Origin of the sequence: Streptomyces sp. NBC_01460 (genome assembly GCF_036227405.1) — a bacterium.
Lineage (GTDB): Bacteria > Actinomycetota > Actinomycetes > Streptomycetales > Streptomycetaceae > Streptomyces.
On record NZ_CP109473.1, the window covers coordinates 4,507,380 to 4,525,184 of the forward strand.

Sequence of the window (17,805 nt, forward strand, 5' to 3'; positions counted from 1 at the left end):
TCGGCAAATGTTCGACGGTGGTTGCTCATGGGTGGAACGTTGATTATTCGGCACGATGAGCACGGTTCTGTGAGTACTGCTTCGGCGTGGAAAACAGGATCGGGTTGGTCGGGTCGGGCACGCTGTTGGGTATCTGAAGGTACGGGCTCGTTGAGTCTGGATCTTCGGTTGCCGGCCCCAGTGAACTCGCCTGTTTGGGCGGGGTGATGGGTGGCTGGTCGTTGTTTGAGAACTGCACAGTGGACGCGAGCATCTGTGGCCAAGTTTTTAAGGGCGCACGGTGGATGCCTTGGCACCAGGAACCGATGAAGGACGTGGGAGGCCACGATAGTCCCCGGGGAGCTGTCAACCAAGCTTTGATCCGGGGGTTTCCGAATGGGGAAACCCGGCAGTCGTCATGGGCTGTCACCCGCTGCTGAACACATAGGCAGTGTGGAGGGAACGAGGGGAAGTGAAACATCTCAGTACCCTCAGGAAGAGAAAACAACCGTGATTCCGGGAGTAGTGGCGAGCGAAACTGGATGAGGCCAAACCGTATGCGTGTGATACCCGGCAGGGGTTGCGCATGCGGGGTTGTGGGAGTTCTCTTGATCAATCTGCCGATTGGTCGGCAAGTCAGAAACCGTTGGTGTAGGCGAAGGACATGCGAAAGGTCCGGCGTAGAGGGTAAGACCCCCGTAGCTGAAACATCAACGGCTTGCTTGAGAACCACCCAAGTAGCACGGGGCCCGAGAAATCCCGTGTGAATCTGGCGGGACCACCCGCTAAGCCTAAATATTCCCTGGTGACCGATAGCGGATAGTACCGTGAGGGAATGGTGAAAAGTACCGCGGGAGCGGAGTGAAATAGTACCTGAAACCGTGTGCCTACAAGCCGTGGGAGCGTCGCTGTATGTGCTTGCACATGCAGTCGTGACTGCGTGCCTTTTGAAGAATGAGCCTGCGAGTTAGCGGTGTGTAGCGAGGTTAACCCGTGTGGGGAAGCCGTAGCGAAAGCGAGTCCGAATAGGGCGATTGAGTTGCACGCTCTAGACCCGAAGCGGAGTGATCTAGCCATGGGCAGGTTGAAGCGGAGGTAAGACTTCGTGGAGGACCGAACCCACCAGGGTTGAAAACCTGGGGGATGACCTGTGGTTAGGGGTGAAAGGCCAATCAAACTCCGTGATAGCTGGTTCTCCCCGAAATGCATTTAGGTGCAGCGTCGTGTGTTTCTTGCCGGAGGTAGAGCACTGGATAGGCGATGGGCCCTACCGGGTTACTGACCTTAGCCAAACTCCGAATGCCGGTAAGTGAGAGCACGGCAGTGAGACTGTGGGGGATAAGCTCCATGGTCGAGAGGGAAACAGCCCAGAGCATCGACTAAGGCCCCTAAGCGTACGCTAAGTGGGAAAGGATGTGGAGTCGCAGAGACAACCAGGAGGTTGGCTTAGAAGCAGCCACCCTTGAAAGAGTGCGTAATAGCTCACTGGTCAAGTGATTCCGCGCCGACAATGTAGCGGGGCTCAAGCGTACCGCCGAAGTCGTGTCATTCACACATATAGGGCCAACGCCTGTGTGGATGGGTAGGGGAGCGTCGTGTGCCGGGTGAAGCAGCCGCGGAAGCGAGTTGTGGACGGTTCACGAGTGAGAATGCAGGCATGAGTAGCGATACACACGTGAGAAACGTGTGCGCCGATTGACTAAGGGTTCCTGGGTCAAGCTGATCTGCCCAGGGTAAGTCGGGACCTAAGGCGAGGCCGACAGGCGTAGTCGATGGACAACCGGTTGATATTCCGGTACCCGCTTTGAAACGCCCAATACTGAATCAGGCGATGCTAAGTCCGTGAAGCCGGCCCGATCTCTTCGGAGTTGAGGGTAGTGGTGGAGCCGACGAACCAGACTTGTACTAGGTAAGCGATGGGGTGACGCAGGAAGGTAGTCCAGCCCGGGCGGTGGTTGTCCCGGGGTAAGGGTGTAGGCCGTGTGGTAGGCAAATCCGTCACACATTAAGGCTGAGACCTGATGCCGAGCCGATTGTGGTGAAGTGGATGATCCTATGCTGTCGAGAAAAGCCTCTAGCGAGTTTCATGGCGGCCCGTACCCTAAACCGACTCAGGTAGTCAGGTAGAGAATACCGAGGCGTTCGGGTGAACTATGGTTAAGGAACTCGGCAAAATGCCCCCGTAACTTCGGGAGAAGGGGGGCCATCACTGGTGATCCGATTTACTCGGTGAGCTGGGGGTGGCCGCAGAGACCAGCGAGAAGCGACTGTTTACTAAAAACACAGGTCCGTGCGAAGCCGTAAGGCGATGTATACGGACTGACGCCTGCCCGGTGCTGGAACGTTAAGGGGACCGGTTAGTGCACTTTCGGGTGTGCGAAGCTGAGAACTTAAGCGCCAGTAAACGGCGGTGGTAACTATAACCATCCTAAGGTAGCGAAATTCCTTGTCGGGTAAGTTCCGACCTGCACGAATGGCGTAACGACTTCTCGACTGTCTCAACCATAGGCCCGGTGAAATTGCACTACGAGTAAAGATGCTCGTTTCGCGCAGCAGGACGGAAAGACCCCGGGACCTTTACTATAGTTTGATATTGGTGTTCGGTTCGGCTTGTGTAGGATAGGTGGGAGACTTTGAAGCAGCCACGCCAGTGGTTGTGGAGTCGCCGTTGAAATACCACTCTGGTCGTGCTGGATGTCTAACCTGGGTCCGTGATCCGGATCAGGGACAGTGTCTGATGGGTAGTTTAACTGGGGCGGTTGCCTCCTAAAGAGTAACGGAGGCGCCCAAAGGTTCCCTCAGCCTGGTTGGCAATCAGGTGTTGAGTGTAAGTGCACAAGGGAGCTTGACTGTGAGACCGACGGGTCGAGCAGGGACGAAAGTCGGGACTAGTGATCCGGCAGTGGCTTGTGGAAGCGCTGTCGCTCAACGGATAAAAGGTACCCCGGGGATAACAGGCTGATCTTCCCCAAGAGTCCATATCGACGGGATGGTTTGGCACCTCGATGTCGGCTCGTCGCATCCTGGGGCTGGAGTCGGTCCCAAGGGTTGGGCTGTTCGCCCATTAAAGCGGTACGCGAGCTGGGTTTAGAACGTCGTGAGACAGTTCGGTCCCTATCCGCTGTGCGCGTAGGAATATTGAGAAGGGCTGTCCCTAGTACGAGAGGACCGGGACGGACGAACCTCTGGTGTGCCAGTTGTCCTGCCAAGGGCATGGCTGGTTGGCTACGTTCGGAAAGGATAACCGCTGAAAGCATCTAAGCGGGAAGCCTGCTTCGAGATGAGTATTCCCACCACCTTGAGTGGTTAAGGCTCCCAGTAGACGACTGGGTTGATAGGCCAGATGTGGAAGCCCGGTAACGGGTGGAGCTGACTGGTACTAATAGGCCGAGGGCTTGTCCTCAGTTGCTCGCGTCCACTGTGTTAGTTCTGAAATAACGAACGGCTGTGTTTTTGCCCGGTGTTGGTTAATTTCATAGTGTTTCGGTGGTCATTGCGTTAGGGAAACGCCCGGTTACATTCCGAACCCGGAAGCTAAGCCTTTCAGCGCCGATGGTACTGCAGGGGGGACCCTGTGGGAGAGTAGGACGCCGCCGAACAATTATTCCGGGAAAGCCCCGTGCCCTTGTGGCACGGGGCTTTTCTGCGTTCCGGGCCCGTTTGTCCCGAATCGGGTGGAGTCGGAACAGTTCGGTATGAGCGTGCCCGCCACACTCTCGCGGCCGGCTCAGCGCGGGTTTGTCAGCCGCGTGTCGTACGCCAGGATGACGGCCTGGATGCGGTCCCGGGATCCCGTCTTGGCGAGGATGCGGGTGACGTGCGTCTTCACCGTCGATTCGGCGAGGAACAGACGTGTGGCGATCTCGTTGTTCGTCCATCCCTGGCCGATGACCGTGAGGATCTCCCTCTCGCGTTCCGTGAGTGCGGCGATGCGTGGATCTCCGGTGGCCGGGGTGTCGCCGGGGGCCGCCGGCAGGTGATGGACGTAGGCGTCCAGGAGCCTGCGGGTGAGGCTCGGGGCGACGACCGCGTCGCCGCTCGCGACGGCGCGGATGCCGGACAGGAGCTCCTCCGGCAGCGCGTCCTTGACGAGGAAGCCGCTCGCTCCGGCGCGCAGGCCCTCGTAGGCGTACTCGTCGAGGTCGAACGTCGTCACGATGAGGACGCGGGTGCGGGCCCCCGACGTGATGATGCGGCGGGTCGCTTCGATGCCGTCGAGCCCCGGCATCCGGATGTCCATCAGGACCACGTCCGGGTGATGGCGGGCCGTCAGAGCCACCGCTTCCGCACCGTCGGCCGCTTCACCGACGACCGTCATGTCGTCCTGGCTCTCCAGGAGCATGCGGAAGCCGAAGCGTTGCATGGCCTGGTCGTCGGCGATGAGTACCGTCGTCACGGGAGTGCGTCCTCCAGGGGAAGGGTGAGTCGTGTCTGCCAGCCGCCCGCGGGGAGCGGGCCCGCTTCGAGTGTGCCGTTGTAGAGCGAGGCGCGCTCCCGCATTCCGCTGATGCCCCGGCCGGTGCCCGGTGCCTCGGCCGCCGAAGCCGTCGTGCGGCCACCCGTATCGGTGGTCCGCACCTCGATCCCGGTGGGTGTGCAGGTGAGGGCGACCTCGGCGGTGGCGTCGGGTCCTGCGTGCTTGAGGGTGTTGGTGAGGGATTCCTGGACCACGCGGTAGACGGCGAGCTGGCGGCCCGGTGAGGCGAGGTCGGGCGAGGGCTCCCCGCGGACGGTCAGGCGGACGGGCAGCCCCGCCTCCCGCACGCCCCTCAGCAGGGTGTCCAGGTCCGCGAGGGAGGGCTGGGGCGACAGTTCGGCGGTGGGGGCCGCGTCGCTCAGGACGCCGAGCACGCGCCGTAGCTCCGCCAGAGCCTGGCGGCTGGTGGTGCCGATGGCTTCGAGCGCCTGGCTCGCGCGTTCGGGGTTCTTCGCCGCGGCGTACGCTCCGCCGTCGGCCAGGCCGGTGATGACGGAGAGGTTGTGCCCGATGATGTCGTGCATCTCCCGGGCGATGCGGGTGCGTTCGGCGGCTGCGGCGAGCTGGGCCTGCTGGTCGCGTTCGCGCTCGAGGCGGTGAGCGCGTTCGACGAGGGCCTCGGTGTACTCCCGCCGGGTGCGTACGACGAGAGCGAGCAGCGCGACGAAGGCGAATCCCCAGAGGTAGGAGACGAGTTGCCGGTCCGCGGTGCCCGGTATCCGGATCGCGCCTGCGGCGACGGGGAGGCACATCAGCACCCCTGACCGGGCCAGGGTCCCGAGGGGCAGCCGCAGACCGATCGTGTAGGCGGGGATCAGCTGGAGGAAGGCGGCCTGGACGACCGCTCCCGTCCAGATGTTGACCAGGGAGACGGGCGCCATCAGGACGAGGACCGCGACCGGGTGGCTGCGGCGCCACAGCAGGGGAACGGAGAAGCACAGGCTCATCAGCAGAACGAGGGGCTCGGGGGCGTCCACGTCGCGGGCGACCGTGCGCCAGCCGCCTGTGGTGTAGTCGAGCACCGCGAAGGCGACCCAGAAGCCGGTGACCGCGAGGTCCCAGAGCATCGGCCGGCGGCGGTCGAAGGCGCGGAGCCGTTCCATGAGGGTCTGGATGTACAGGGTCGGTGGAGCGGTGTCCGTGGGCTCGTGTGCGGGGTGGGGGCCTGACCCGTCATCCACGCCGTCCGCCCTTCGTCGGTCCGTCACCGGCTTCCTCCCGCTGCTTCGTCATGCGTCCCGGCGGCGCAGGAGTACCGCCGCCGTGCCCAGGGAGACCGCTGCCCAGAGGCAGAGGGCCAGCAGGGCGGGGCCGGTGTCCGCGGTGCCCGGGATGGGGGTCGCCGTGCCGAGCGCCCCGGCGGCCTGCGTCGGGAAGTACTTCAGGGCGCTGTCCACGGCATCGTACGGAAGCATGCCCAGCACCTCGGGGAGAATCAGGACGCAGCCGATGTACGCCCCGATGCTGCCGGGCACGGAGCGGAGGGCGGCGCCCAGGCCGAGGGCGATGAGGCTGAGCAGGGTGATGCCCGCCGCGTTGCCCGTGATCGCTCCGAGGACGCCGTGGTCGGTGAGTCCGGCGGCCTGGTCGGTGTCCTGGAGGAGCAGTTGCGCGGACACGAAGGTGATCAGCGCGGTGGCGAACATCCAGCCGAAGGCCACGACGGCGAACACCGCCGCCTTGGCCCCGAGGACGGGAAGCCTGCGCGGTACGACGGTGAGTGAGGCGCGGATCATTCCGGTGGAGTACTCGCCTGCGGTCACGAGGATGCCGAGGACCGTGACGCACAGCTGGCCGAGCAGCGTGCCGTAGAGGACGAGGACGACGGTGTCGACGTCGGAGTCTCCGCCGTCCGACGTGTAGGTGGCGCCCATGAGGAGGCCCACGCCGAGGACCACGGCCGACGCCGACAGGAGTGTGATCCAGGTGGAGCGCAGGGTCCAGAGTTTGTGCCATTCGGAGCGCAGGACGCGGCGAGTGGTGACGCGGTACGGGGAGGGCGCGGTGGCAGTGGTCATGCGGGGGCTCCGGTCAGGGGTTTGGCGGTCCGGTATTCGACGGACTCCTGGGTGAGGTCCATGAAGGCCTGTTCCAGGGAGACGGTCTGCGGGGTGAGTTCGTGGAGCGCGACGGCGTGGGCGGCCGCGGTGCGGCCGATGTGGGCGGCGTCCGTTCCGTGGACGGTGAGTTCGCCGGCGGTGCCGGTCGTGATCCGGACACCGGGGCCGCTGAGGAGGGTGCGCAGGGTGTCGGCCTGGGGGGTGACGACCTTGACGGAGGCTCCGCCCGCGGCGCGGATCAGCTCGGCGACGGTGGTGTCGGCGAGGAGCCTGCCTCGGCCGATGACGACGAGGTGGTCGGCGGTGAGCGCCATTTCGCTCATGAGGTGGGAGGAGACGAGGACGGTCCTGCCCTCCGCCGCGAGTGAGGTGAGCAGGGTGCGGATCCAGAGGACGCCTTCGGGGTCCAGCCCGTTGACCGGTTCGTCGAGGACGAGGGTCGCCGGGTCGCCGAGGAGCGCGGCGGCGATGCCGAGCCGCTGTCCCATGCCGAGCGAGAAGCCTTTGATCCTGCGGTGGGCCGCCTCGGTGAGGCCGGCCAGGTCCAGGACGTGCTCGACGCGGTTGCGGGGGATGCCGTGGGTGTGGGCGAGCGCCATGAGGTGGTTGAAGGCGGTGCGTCCCGGATGGACGGAGCGTGCCTCCAGGAGGGCGCCGACCTCGGTGAGCGGTGCGGGGTGGGTGGTGTAGGCGCGGCCGCCGATGGTGGACCGCCCGCGGGTGGGGGCGTCCAGGCCGAGCAGCATGCGCATGGTGGTCGACTTCCCGGCGCCGTTGGGGCCGAGGAAGCCGGTGACGGTGCCGGGCCGGACGGTGAAGTCGAGTCCGTGGACGACGGTCGAGTCCCCGTAGCGTTTGGTGAGTTCGTATGCCCTGATCATGCGGTCGACGCTACGGAGCGGGCGCGTGGCGGTCGTCCGACCGCGGGCTCCGGCGCGGGGGCCGTCGTAGTACCGGGGTACGACGCGGAGTGCTCGGGCTATGCGGGGGACGTGCCCTCGACGACCGGTGTCAGGCCGTCGAGGAGCGCTTTGAGGCCGAGCTCGAAGAGGGTGTCGAGGCGGAGGTCGTAGCCGTCGCCGAAGGAGGAGACCACCTTCGTGAAGGTCGGGAAGCGGCCGGAGTCGACCAGCCTCTGGAGGGCGTCGCCGCGGCTGTCCATCCACTGGTCCTCGTCCTGGCCGGTGGTCGCCGCGGCGTGTGCCTCCCGTTCCAGGTGGACCGCCAGCCCCTGTACGTGGCTGTAGAGCAGCACGTGGATGTCGAACAGCGTGGTGGTGTCGAGGCCGTGGCCGTCGAGGGCGCTGAGCGACCATTCGCCGTGGACCATCAGGTTGGGGAGGAGCAGGGGGCGGGTGAGGGAGGAGAGCTGGGCGAGCCAGGGGTGCCGCCTGTGCAGGGTCCACAGCGTGCGCGCACCCAGCTCCAGGCGGGCGCGCCAGCCGTCCGGAGCCGTGGCGGGGTAGAGCTGCTCGCCGAACGCGGCGTCCGCCATGAGCAGGATGAGGTCGTCCTTGCCGGTCACGTACCGGTAGGGCGACATGGCGGCGACGCCGAGCCGGGCGGCGATCCCGCGCATGGAGAGCGCGGAGAGCCCTTCGGTGTCGGCGATGGCGACGGCGGTGCGCACGATCCGGTCCAGTGACAGGTCGAGTTCGGCGGGCGGGGCGGGTGACGTGGTGGTGGACGGGGCGGACCGTCGTCCACGGGCTGGGGTGGTGGGCGTGGCGACGACGGTGCCCGCGCGCGGTTTCGTCTCGACGATCCCCTCCAGCCGGAGATGCGTCAGGGCCTTCGTCGCGGTGGCGAGGGCGACACCCCACTCCCGTGCGATCCCGCGGGTCGAGGGGACGCGGTCCCCCGGGGCCAGCTCGCCCTGCTCGACGCGTCGGCGGATCTCCGCCGCGATCCGCAGGTACGGCGGCTCATCCGTGCGCCCTGTGGTGTTCGTCACGTCACCCGTCCTCTCTTGTCTGTACTAGTGCAGCCGGTACCGGGTACGACGCCGTCCGCGCGTGAACTGTCCTAGAGCAGAAGGGGAAAACGCCTGGTGCAGGACGGGCCGCGTACGCCGTACGTTCAGTTGGGTACATCGTACGAGAGGAGCTTCTGATGCGCACTGTTCTCATTTCCGGTGGCGGTATCGCCGGACCCGCTCTTGCCTTCTGGCTGCGCCGCCACGGCTTCGCGGTCACGGTCGTCGAGCGAGGGCCGGGGGTGCGGCCCGGCGGGCAGGCCGTGGACGTCCGGGGTGTCGCGCTCGACGTGATCGAGCGGATGGGCCTGCTCGAGGAGGCGCGGCGGGTGCGTACCCGCATGCGCGGCATGTCGGTCCTGGATCCGGAGGGGAAGGAGATCGACCGCTCCACCGAGGTGGCTCTCAGCAGCGGCCGGCTGGACAGCGACGACATCGAGCTGTTGCGCGAGGACCTGGTGCGGATGGTCTTCGAGCGCACGCGGGGAGACGTGGAGTACCTCTTCGGGGACACGATCACCGCACTCGACGAGGACGGCACCGGTGTGCGGGTGGACTTCGGCCATGCGCCGTCCCGCACCTTCGACCTGGTCGTCGGGGCGGACGGCCTGCACTCGACGGTGCGGCGCCTGGCGTTCGGGCCCGAGGAGCGCTTCGCGCACCATCTCGGCAGCTACCTGTCGGTGTTCAGCGCGGACAACTTCCTCGGGCTGGAGGACTGGCAGGTGTGGCTGCGCGACGGCGACATCGGCTTCGGCATCATGGCCGTCCGCGACAACACGGAGCTGAGGGTGGCGTTCGGGTTCGAGTCGGGTCCGCTCGCCCGTGACGCCGGCGCCCTCCGCCGCATCATCACGGAGCGGCTCGCGTCGCTGCGGTGGGAGGGGCCGCGTCTGGCCGAGGCCGCGCGCAACGCCCCCGACTTCTACTGCGACGCCATGGCGCAGATCCGGATGGACCGCTGGTCGCAGGGCCGGGTGGCTCTGCTCGGAGACGCCGGATACTGCCCTTCCCCGCTCTCGGGACAGGGCACCAGCCTCGCGCTCGTGGGCGCCCACGTCCTGGCCGACTGCCTGGCCCAGGCTCCAGGCGACCACACGGCTGCCTACACGCGCTACGAGGAGCGGATGCGGCCCTTCGTCGCCCTGAACCAGTCGCTGGCCACCGAGAACCCCGGTGGGCCCGCTGGGGAGGGCTCCGTCGAGCGTGCCAAGAACGCCCTCTCGCTGGACGGCTCACGGGCCGCCGTATCTCGTTTGCCGGGGTCGGGGCGGCAGGGCACGATCGGCGGATGGACTATGTCGTGCGTGCGGTGCGGGCCGATGAGTGGGAGCGGGCACGGGAGATCCGGCTGGCCGCGCTGAGGGACCCGGTGGCCTCGATCGCGTTCCTGGAGACGTACGAGCACGCGCGGGTCAGGCCCGACGTGTTCTGGCAGGAGCGGACGGCGGGCGCCGCCTCGGGTGAGCACGTCCGGCAGTTCATCGCGGAGGCGTCCGACGGGCATTGGGCGGGAACGGTGTCGGTGCTCGTCGAACGCCCGGCCTCCGAGCCCGGTTTCGGTGAAGCGGCCGAGGTCGACCAGGCGCACCTGGTGGGTGTGTTCGTCCGGCCGGAGCACCGGGGACGGGGGGTCGTGGACGCATTGTTCCGAGAGGCGATCGACTGGGCCTGGTCGTTGTCCGGGCCGCCCCTGGAGAGGGTGCGGCTCTACGTCCACGAGGCCAATGCTCGCGCGGCGGCCTCCTACCGGCGGATCGGCTTCCTCCCGACCGGCGGGACCCTTCCCATGGAAGGCGATCCGACCGCTCTGGAGCTGGAGTTCGAGATCCGCCGGCGGGTGCCTGGCAGGGGCTGAGCGGAGGGTGCCGGGCAGGGCTGAGCAGAGGGTCAGCGTGGTCCCGGCGCGGACAGGGGCTCGCGCCAGCGGGCACGGGCCTGTTCCTCGGAGCGGAGCAGGACCAGGGCGGGAAGCCCCTGGTCCTGGCCGGTCGACAGCAGCTCCGGGAGCTGGGGAAGCGGAGCCACGGCCGCGACGTCGTCGAGGACGAGCGTCATTGGTGGGTCGAGCCGACCGTCGGTTGACCGTGCGGCCATGCGGCGGCCGTGCTCGACCACGTGTGAGGCGAGTGCGGTGAGCAGAGGCATCGCACCGGGGTGGTGGCGGGGATCCTCGATGGGTTCACCGACCACATAGAGCGTTCCCCCTTCCCGCACAAAAGAATCCAGAACGAGCGCATCGGATCGGTTGGGTGTGCATGCCTCACGGACGTGGACCGAGGAGAGGGCCGCGAAGGCCCGTACGGTCAGTTCCTGGGCCATCTCGCGGCGTTCGGGATAGGCGGTGAGCGCGGACTCCAGGAGACCGGCGAACCCGGAGGCCGCCTTGGGGTGCGTGCGGAGCAGGCGCACCGGTTCGTGGCCGCCGGCGCCCGAGGCCCAGCGGTGGACCTGCCGGAAGGGGCGGCCGTCCACGGCCGCGGCGTGCAGCCAGCACTGGAGGAGGGTCTGCGCGGTGTCGGCGACGGCCGCGTCGATCCGGGCCAGGGGGCGGACCGGGGTGAGGAGGGCGGCGGCGCGGGAGGCCGCGGTGGCGGCGTCCTCGCAGCCGGCGGTGGGGGACCAGTGGAGACGGGACGGGGTGTCGCAGAGGTGGCCCGGGTCGTAGACGGGGACCGGGCCGAGCTTGCTGCGGGCGTCCTTCGTCTCGGCCCAGACGGTGGGGTCCGACGTCACGACGAGGGCGGGCCCTTCGGCGTCGCGGATGGCCTGGACGACGGCGGGGCGGCGGGCCGCGGAGGCGCCGTAGAGGATCCGCGGGGTGCGGGGCGTGGGCACCAGCGGGGCCGGCTCCGGTGCGTACGCCGGGAGGGGGGCGGTGAGGGCGGGCTCCGGCACGTGGGAGGCGGCGAGCGGCGCGGCCTCGACGGGGGTCGCAGGCGCCGGGGGGCCCTCGGCGCGGATGGGTCCGGGGCTGCGGTGTGTGGGGCCCGGCCCGGCGTCGTGGGGCACGGGCCGGTCGTGCACGGGGGCAGGGCCGGCCTCGTACGGTGGCGGGGCGGCTTCCCTCTGCTTCCGGACCAGGCGCCAGCGTGTCACCACCCCCAGGGTGAACACCGCCAGGACCAGCAGCACCATCACCTCGCCGATGAACAGGCCCCAGAACAGGCCGTATCCGGAGAGGGAGGCGGGCGGGGCGTCGGGCCAGGCACCGGCCAGGTCCGTCGGCTCGACGACCAGGGCGCGCAGGGCCAGCGGGGTCCGCATGAACGTGACGCCGTCGGGCCAGCCCCCGTGAGCGAACAGCCCGGCCAGGCCGGTGGCCGTCCAGGCCAGGGCCATCAGGGCGAAGAGGAGGACCAGCAGGCCGATCAGCAGGCCGTCGGGGATGCCTCCCTGGCCCTCACCGCCGCGCCCCGTACCGGATGCTGCCGGGCGTGCCATGTCAGGCCACCGTTGACTCGGACGACTCGTTCAGCCGTTGCTGGTTCTCGATCCGCGCCGCCCGCTGCTCCGCCTCCAGCTCCGCGGCTCGTACGTCCTCGGGGAGCAGGTCCATCGCGGATCCCTCGGTCATCGCGCGGTCGGTGAAGACCAGGGGGCGTTCCGCCTCCGTGATCAGGTGCTTGACGACCTGCACGTTGCCGTTGACGTCCCATACGGCGATGCCCGGGGTCAGCGTCGGGATGATCTCGACCGCCCACCTGGGCAGACCGATGACCTTGCCCGTCGCTCTCGCCTCGTCCGCCTTCTGGGCGTAGATCGTGCGGGTGGAGGCCATCTTCAGGATGGCCGCCGCTTCCTTCGCCGCGGCTCCGTCGACGACGTCGCTGAGGTGGTGGACGACCGCCACGAAGGACAGCCCGAGGCGTCGGCCGAACTTCAGCAGGCGCTGGAAGAGCTGAGCGACGAAGGGCGAGTTGATGATGTGCCAGGCCTCCTCGACCAGGAAGATGCGCTTCTTCCGGTCGGGCCTGATCCAGGTGTGTTCCAGCCACACCCCGACGATCGCCATGAGGATGGGCATCGCGATGGAGTTGCGGTCGATGTGCGAGAGGTCGAAGACGATCAGCGGCGCGTCGAGGTCGATGCCGATCGTGGTCGGGCCGTCGAACATGCCGCGCAGGTCACCGTCGACGAGCCGGTCCAGGACGAGGGCGACGTCCAGGCCCCAGGCGCGGACATCGTCTATGTCGACGTTCATCGCTTCGGCGGACTCGGGCTTCGGGTGGCGCAGCTGCTCCACGATGTCCATCAGGACCGGCTGCCGGTCGGTGAGGGTGTTGCTGACGTACGCGTGGGCGACCTTGAGAGCGAAGCCGGACCGCTCGTCGAGGCCATGGCCCATGGCGACCTCGATGATCGTGCGGAGCAGGGCGAGCTGCCCCGTCGTCGTGATCGACGGGTCGAGCGGGTTGAGCCTGATCCCGTCGTTCAGCGCGGCCGTCGGGTCGAGCCGGATCGGGGTGATCCCCAGCTCCTCGGCGATGAGGTTCCACTCGCCCACCCCGTCCTCGCCCTGGGCGTCCAGGACGACGACCTGGCGGTCACGGAAGCGGAGCTGGCGCAGCACGTACGTCTTCTCGAGCGCCGACTTGCCGTTGCCGGACTCGCCGAGCACGAGCCAGTGCGGGGCCGGGAGCTGCTGCCCGTACAGCTGGAACGGGTCGTAGATGTAGCCCTTGCCCGAGTACACCTCACGCCCGATGATCACGCCGGAGTCGCCGAGGCCGGGCGCGGCGGTCGGCAGGTAGACGGCCTGGGCCTGGCCCGTCGACGTACGGACCGGCAGCCGGGTCGTCTCCACCTTCCCGAAGAGGAAGGCGGTGAAGGCATCCGACAACGCGGACAGCGGATCTCGCATGGCGTGACTGCCCTCTCGTTAGCGACGGATGCCGGTGGCGAACGGCAAGGTGTTCACAAAGGCCCGGTGGTGCTCCCGGTCGCACCACTCCAGCTTCAGGTACGACTTGCCTGCCGAGGCGCGGATCGTCCGCTTGTCGCGGGCGAGGGCTTCCGGGGACCGGGACGACACGGTGATGTACCCCACGAGATTCACCCCGGCCGCGCCGCTCGCGAGATCTTCACCCCGCTGGTCGAGCCGGCCGTGGGCGGCGATGTCACGGGGGTCGACGGTGCGGTTCATCTTGGCCTGACGGCTCGCCTCGGCGTCGTCGTTGGTCTTCTCCGTCAGCATCCGCTCGATGGCGATCTCGGTGGGTTCGAGGTCCATGCAGACCGCGACCGTACGGATCACGTCGGGCGTGTGGACGAGCAGAGGGGCCAGGAAGTTGACGCCGACCGGAGTCATCGGCCACTCCTTCACCCAGGCCGTGGAGTGGCACCAAGGCGCGCGCGTGGTCGACTCGCGGGTCTTGGCCTGCAGGAACGTGGGCTCGACCGCGTCCAGTTCGGCCGGCCAGGCGTTGCGCTTCGTCATCGCCTGGATGTGGTCGATGGGGTGGTCGGGGTCGTACATCGAGTGCACGAGGGAGGCCAGCCGACTCTGACCGAGCGGCTGGCGGACCCGGATGTCGGCCTCGGCGAGCCGGGCGCAGATGTCGGTCAGCTCGCGTGCCATGACGACCGCGAGCCCCGAGTCACGGTCGACCTTTCGGCCTCCGTGGGGGCGCATGGCACGGGCCATGGCGTTGGCCTCGGCGGCCAGGTCGCGGCTGTAGTGCATGCACGCGACGAGGTAGGCGCGGTGCTGCTCGCTGGAGGTGGAGACCATCGACTGGAGCTGGTCGTACGAGTCCTGGAGCCAGCCGGGCGCGGTCCTGTCGCCGCGCTGGGCGACGTCCTTGGCGTGGGCGTCGGGGTCGGCGGGGAGGGTCCGCGCGAGCATCTGGAGGCGCGTCACGAAGCCGTCGCCGTTGGCGACGTGCTTGAGGAGGGTGCCGAAGCGGTCGACCAGGGCCTCCTGGTCCTCACTGTCGCGGAGACCGACGCCGGGGCCCTCGATCTCGATGGCGGCGGTGACCGTACGGCGGTCGGCGTGCAGCAGCACGGCGATCTCGTCGGGGCCGAACGGCGCGGCGAGCCAGCTGATCCTGCCGATGCCGGGCGGCGGCCCGATCTCCACCTCCCGCCCGTCGGCACTGACTCCGGCCTCCATCGCGGAGGAGCGGTAGGCGGTGCCGCGGCGCAGGGTCCGCTTGAAGCTGCGGTTGATCTCGAACCACTTGTAGAAGGTGCGGCCCTTGTAGGGGACGTACACGACGGCCAGCGCGAGCATGGGGAAGCCCACGAGGGAGACGATCCGCAGGGAGAGGGCCGGGACGAGGAGGCCGCTCATCATGCCGAGGAACGCCCCGGCGATGATCAGCGCGATCTCACCCGTCTCGCGGTTCTTGCCGACGATCGCGTTCGGCCGGGCCCGGCCGATGAGATACGTGCGGCGGGGCGCGATCGTGTGGGACTGGATCGTCAACGCCCTCCACCTCCTGTGCTCGTGCTGCCTGTGCTGCCTGAACCGCCTCCGCGCGGGGAGCGGCTGCCGTGGGGGGTGCCGGAGGTGGGTCCGGACCCGCTGCGGGGCGAGGGCGCGGCGGAGCCGCCGCCAGCGCCGCCCGAATTACGGGAGCTGTGTGCGGCGACACCGCCGCTGACCGGGTTGGAGGGCCGGGCACCGCCACCGCCGCCGCCTTCACCGCCTCCGCGACCGCTGTGGGTCTTGATGCCCTGGGAGACGAGGGCGGCCGGCGAGCTGATCATCGCGGCTGCCTGGGAGCCGTCGGTCGCTGCCTTGCGGTTGGTGCGGGCGCCCTGGATCTCGTCGCCGAAGCCGGGGACGAAGCGGTAGATCATCGCCGAGGCGAAGATGGCCAGCAGGATGATGGCGAGGCCGGAGACGACGGCGGAGAAGGCGTTGGGCCCGTCGTCCGCCGAGAGCGCCCCGGCGAGCCCGAGCACGATGACGATGACCGGCTTGACCATGATCACGGCGATCATGATGCCCGCCCAGCGGCGGACGTGGCCCCACATGTTCTTGTCGACGAGGCCGGAGTACACGACGACACCGAGCAGGGCGCCCACATAGAGAAGGGCGGCCCGGATCACGAGCTCCAGCCACAGGATCCCGGCGGCGAGGATCGATACGAGGGAGACGACGATCAGCATGATCGGCCCGCCGCCGATGTCGTTGCCCTTCTTGAGCGCCTCGGCGAACGACCCGAAGAAGACATCGCTCTGCCCGCCGGTCGCGGCGGAGATGACTTCCGTGACGCCGTCGGTGGCCGAGACGACCACGTACAGGATGAGCGGGGTGAAGGCAGAGGCCAGGACCGTGAGCCAGAGGAAGCCGATGGCCTCGGAGATCGCGGTGGTGAACGGCACGCCCCGGATGGCCCGCTTGGCCACGGCGAAGAGCCACAGGACCAGGGTGAGGATGGTCGACGCGGCGAAGACGACGGCGTACTGGGTGCGGAAGGTGGAGTTGGTGAAGTCGACGGTCGCGGTGCTCTCCACGGCCTCGCTCAGCTTGCCCACGAGGTAGGCGGCGGCGTCTGCGCATCCGCGGGCGAGCGAGGTGAGGGGGTCGAGGGCGTCGTCGGTGACGGGGGGTGTGCTGCGGGCGGAGCCACCGGCTTTGCCTTCGCAGTAGTCCTTGGCGGGGCCGCGAATCAGGTCGCATGCATTGTTGCTGGTGCTGGGTGACGGAGTGGGCGTGGGGGATGGCGCTGCGACAGCGCGGCCTGCAAACAGAACGACAGCAACCTGCAGGCTGGTCAGCGTAGCTGTGAGCGGAATTGCTCGGCGGGATCGTTTACCGGGCATAGGTGAACCCTCCGAACTGTTCCACGGCGTCCGCCATCTCCTCGGCAGGTGAAGCGGCTTGATCGCGACCGACTGGTACGGGACCGTCCTTCTGCGTGAAGTCGGTGACCTTCCAGTCACCACCGATCCATCTCAGCTCGAAGGTGTTTGTGTACCAGCTCTCGGACACCGGATTCTTGGATCCTTCGCCCGCCAGGCCGAACAGAGTGGAGTACCAGACTGCGACGCTCGCTGTGTCACCGACGAATTTCTCGACTTTGGCTCCGACCGGGTTGGACCGCGAGATGAAGACGAGGCCCTCTGGCGCGGTGCCGTCGGGATTCAGCCCGATGCTGCTCAAAAATTCCTGACCGGAGTAGACCTTGTCGAGGTCGTCCTGCCGTGCCGAGGCAACATCCGGGGCGTATACGGCGGTAGTGATCTCCCGGCGACGATCTCTGTCGAACATCTCCGCGGACCCCAGCGCCACCGCGTAGTTCGCCGCCGCGCTCTGCGCCCCCTGCTCGTCGTGCGCGAAGCCGGCTGCGATGGTGCCGTTCTTGCCCTGGACCGGCTTCGTGCCCGTCGCGGCCGTGGGGCCTGCTCCTGCCGTGTTCGGCTTCTTCTCGGCGCTGTCGCCCGAGGTGTCGCCGCCGCCCTGGTTCGCGAACGCGATCGCCGCGATCAGGAGGACCACCACGCCCACCACCATGACCAGGGAGCGTGAGGTCCGGGCGGGCCGGCGGCCGTAGCCGTCGTCGTCGTCGCTTCTGTGCATGCGCGTGCGTGTCTGGCGCGTCCCACCGAGGGTGCTGTACGCGTCGTCCGGGTGGGACCCCGGCTCGTTGCCGCCGTAGCCGCGCTCGTCGCCCTGGCTCATGCCGCGTACGCCCCCTCAGCCGTGTGCAGTTCCGCGTAGTACGACGGTAGCGGTGCTGGTTCCCGCGTGGGCGCGGTGTGGTGACTCGACATCAGGGGACGCAACCTCTGCCGGTGGGCACGACGGACGGATGGTGTGGGGGTGGACGGGTACGAGCCCGGGGCGGGGCCCGGGTCTCACGAGCTGTCAGACGGCCATCCCGTACACGATGGTGAACAGAGTGCCCAGCGATCCGATGATGAAGACGCCGGTCAGCCCCGCCACGATGAGGCCCTTGCCCTGCTCCGCGCTGAAGGTGTCGCGCAGCGCCGTCGCGCCGATGCGCTGTTTCGCCGCACCCCAGATCGCGATGCCGAGACAGAGCAGGATGGCGACCGCCATCACCACTTCGATCATGATGCGCGCTTCGTTGCCCAGGGTCCCGAACGGCCCCCAGTTCGGGGCGATTCCGCCGATGATGGTGGTGATGTCGCCCTTTTCAGCTGCCAGGATCATGTAAGTCACCGCCCCTGTTGGGTAGTTCGCAGCCCGCGCCATGCGACACGGGTCGGTCTCTATCTTCGCTGATGAAACCGGCATCGCACGACGCCTTCCGGGGTCTCTTTACCCGAATCTCGCACGTTTGACCGGAGGAGCCGCCCTGACCTGCGACTCGTGTAGGGATCCGCCTGCATAT

13 protein-coding genes and 2 rRNA genes are annotated in these 17,805 nt (G+C 67.8%); 4 read left to right on the forward strand and 11 right to left on the reverse strand.

The window, feature by feature from the left end:
• The first annotated feature begins 257 nt into the window (after positions 1–257).
• Positions 258–3,382: ribosomal RNA gene (locus OG488_RS20100) — 23S ribosomal RNA — on the forward strand.
• 79 nt (positions 3,383–3,461) lie between these two features.
• Positions 3,462–3,578 (forward strand): 5S ribosomal RNA (gene rrf / locus OG488_RS20105).
• Between the two features lie 128 nt (positions 3,579–3,706).
• Here rrf and OG488_RS20110 read toward each other — a convergent pair.
• The 5 genes from OG488_RS20110 to OG488_RS20130 form a co-directional block, all read right to left on the reverse strand.
• A complete protein-coding gene (locus tag OG488_RS20110; RefSeq protein ID WP_329231103.1) occupies positions 3,707–4,375 on the reverse strand; it encodes a response regulator transcription factor in 669 nt (222 codons plus the stop codon).
• Entirely contained in the window at positions 4,372–5,664 is a 1,293-nt protein-coding gene (locus tag OG488_RS20115; protein ID WP_443074230.1) for a sensor histidine kinase, read from the reverse strand. The genes OG488_RS20110 and OG488_RS20115 overlap by 4 nt, the downstream gene beginning before the upstream one ends.
• 21 nt (positions 5,665–5,685) lie before the next feature.
• The gene (locus OG488_RS20120; RefSeq protein WP_329231105.1) at positions 5,686–6,474 is read right to left on the reverse strand and encodes an ABC transporter permease; all 789 of its coding nucleotides are present in this window, start codon (positions 6,472–6,474) and stop codon (positions 5,686–5,688) included.
• Entirely contained in the window at positions 6,471–7,397 is a 927-nt protein-coding gene (locus OG488_RS20125; RefSeq protein WP_329231106.1) for an ATP-binding cassette domain-containing protein, read from the reverse strand. The genes OG488_RS20120 and OG488_RS20125 overlap by 4 nt, the downstream gene beginning before the upstream one ends.
• Positions 7,398–7,495: 98 nt before the next feature.
• Complete coding sequence (locus tag OG488_RS20130; protein WP_329231108.1) at positions 7,496–8,470, reverse strand: TetR/AcrR family transcriptional regulator C-terminal domain-containing protein; 975 nt, start codon at positions 8,468–8,470, stop codon at positions 7,496–7,498.
• A 158-nt stretch (positions 8,471–8,628) separates the two neighbouring features.
• Here OG488_RS20130 and OG488_RS20135 point away from each other — a divergent pair, with 158 nt between their 5' ends.
• Both OG488_RS20135 and OG488_RS20140 read left to right on the forward strand, forming a co-directional pair.
• Positions 8,629–9,855: an FAD-dependent monooxygenase gene (locus OG488_RS20135; RefSeq protein WP_329231110.1), complete on the forward strand. Its 1,227-nt coding sequence runs from the start codon at positions 8,629–8,631 to the stop codon at positions 9,853–9,855.
• Positions 9,783–10,349, forward strand: coding sequence for a GNAT family N-acetyltransferase (locus OG488_RS20140; RefSeq protein WP_329231112.1), 567 nt, complete (start codon positions 9,783–9,785; stop codon positions 10,347–10,349). The genes OG488_RS20135 and OG488_RS20140 overlap by 73 nt, the downstream gene beginning before the upstream one ends.
• A gap of 32 nt (positions 10,350–10,381) precedes the next feature.
• On the opposite strand, the gene OG488_RS20145 is transcribed toward OG488_RS20140, so the two are convergent.
• From OG488_RS20145 to OG488_RS20170, 6 genes are all read right to left on the reverse strand, one after another.
• Positions 10,382–11,935, reverse strand: coding sequence for a type IV secretory system conjugative DNA transfer family protein (locus OG488_RS20145; protein WP_329231114.1), 1,554 nt, complete (start codon positions 11,933–11,935; stop codon positions 10,382–10,384).
• A gap of 1 nt (position 11,936) precedes the next feature.
• On the reverse strand, positions 11,937–13,355 hold the full coding sequence (locus OG488_RS20150) for an ATP-binding protein (RefSeq protein WP_329231115.1): 1,419 nt from the start codon (positions 13,353–13,355) through the stop codon (positions 11,937–11,939).
• A gap of 18 nt (positions 13,356–13,373) precedes the next feature.
• A complete protein-coding gene (locus OG488_RS20155; RefSeq protein WP_329231117.1) occupies positions 13,374–14,924 on the reverse strand; it encodes an SCO6880 family protein in 1,551 nt (516 codons plus the stop codon).
• Complete coding sequence (locus OG488_RS20160) at positions 14,921–16,270, reverse strand: hypothetical protein (RefSeq protein WP_329231119.1); 1,350 nt, start codon at positions 16,268–16,270, stop codon at positions 14,921–14,923. The genes OG488_RS20155 and OG488_RS20160 overlap by 4 nt, the downstream gene beginning before the upstream one ends.
• Positions 16,260–17,129 carry a hypothetical protein gene (locus tag OG488_RS20165; RefSeq protein WP_329231121.1) on the reverse strand — a complete coding sequence of 290 codons (870 nt, stop codon included), beginning with the start codon at positions 17,127–17,129 and terminating at the stop codon, positions 16,260–16,262. Before OG488_RS20165 ends, OG488_RS20160 begins: the two co-directional genes overlap by 11 nt.
• A gap of 186 nt (positions 17,130–17,315) precedes the next feature.
• Entirely contained in the window at positions 17,316–17,624 is a 309-nt protein-coding gene (locus OG488_RS20170; RefSeq protein ID WP_014047394.1) for a hypothetical protein, read from the reverse strand.
• Between the last annotated feature and the right edge of the window lie 181 nt (positions 17,625–17,805).

Coding starts and splice junctions, on each gene's coding strand:
- OG488_RS20120 (WP_329231105.1), bottom strand. CDS start 6,474: ATGACCACTGCCACCGCGCCCTCCCCGTACCGCGTCACCACTCGCCGC.
- OG488_RS20125 (WP_329231106.1), bottom strand. CDS start 7,397: ATGATCAGGGCATACGAACTCACCAAACGCTACGGGGACTCGACCGTC.
- OG488_RS20135 (WP_329231110.1), top strand. CDS start 8,629: ATGCGCACTGTTCTCATTTCCGGTGGCGGTATCGCCGGACCCGCTCTT.
- OG488_RS20140 (WP_329231112.1), top strand. CDS start 9,783: ATGGACTATGTCGTGCGTGCGGTGCGGGCCGATGAGTGGGAGCGGGCA.
- OG488_RS20145 (WP_329231114.1), bottom strand. CDS start 11,935: ATGGCACGCCCGGCAGCATCCGGTACGGGGCGCGGCGGTGAGGGCCAG.
- OG488_RS20150 (WP_329231115.1), bottom strand. CDS start 13,355: ATGCGAGATCCGCTGTCCGCGTTGTCGGATGCCTTCACCGCCTTCCTC.
- OG488_RS20160 (WP_329231119.1), bottom strand. CDS start 16,270: ATGCCCGGTAAACGATCCCGCCGAGCAATTCCGCTCACAGCTACGCTG.
- OG488_RS20165 (WP_329231121.1), bottom strand. CDS start 17,129: ATGAGCCAGGGCGACGAGCGCGGCTACGGCGGCAACGAGCCGGGGTCC.
- OG488_RS20170 (WP_014047394.1), bottom strand. CDS start 17,624: ATGATCCTGGCAGCTGAAAAGGGCGACATCACCACCATCATCGGCGGA.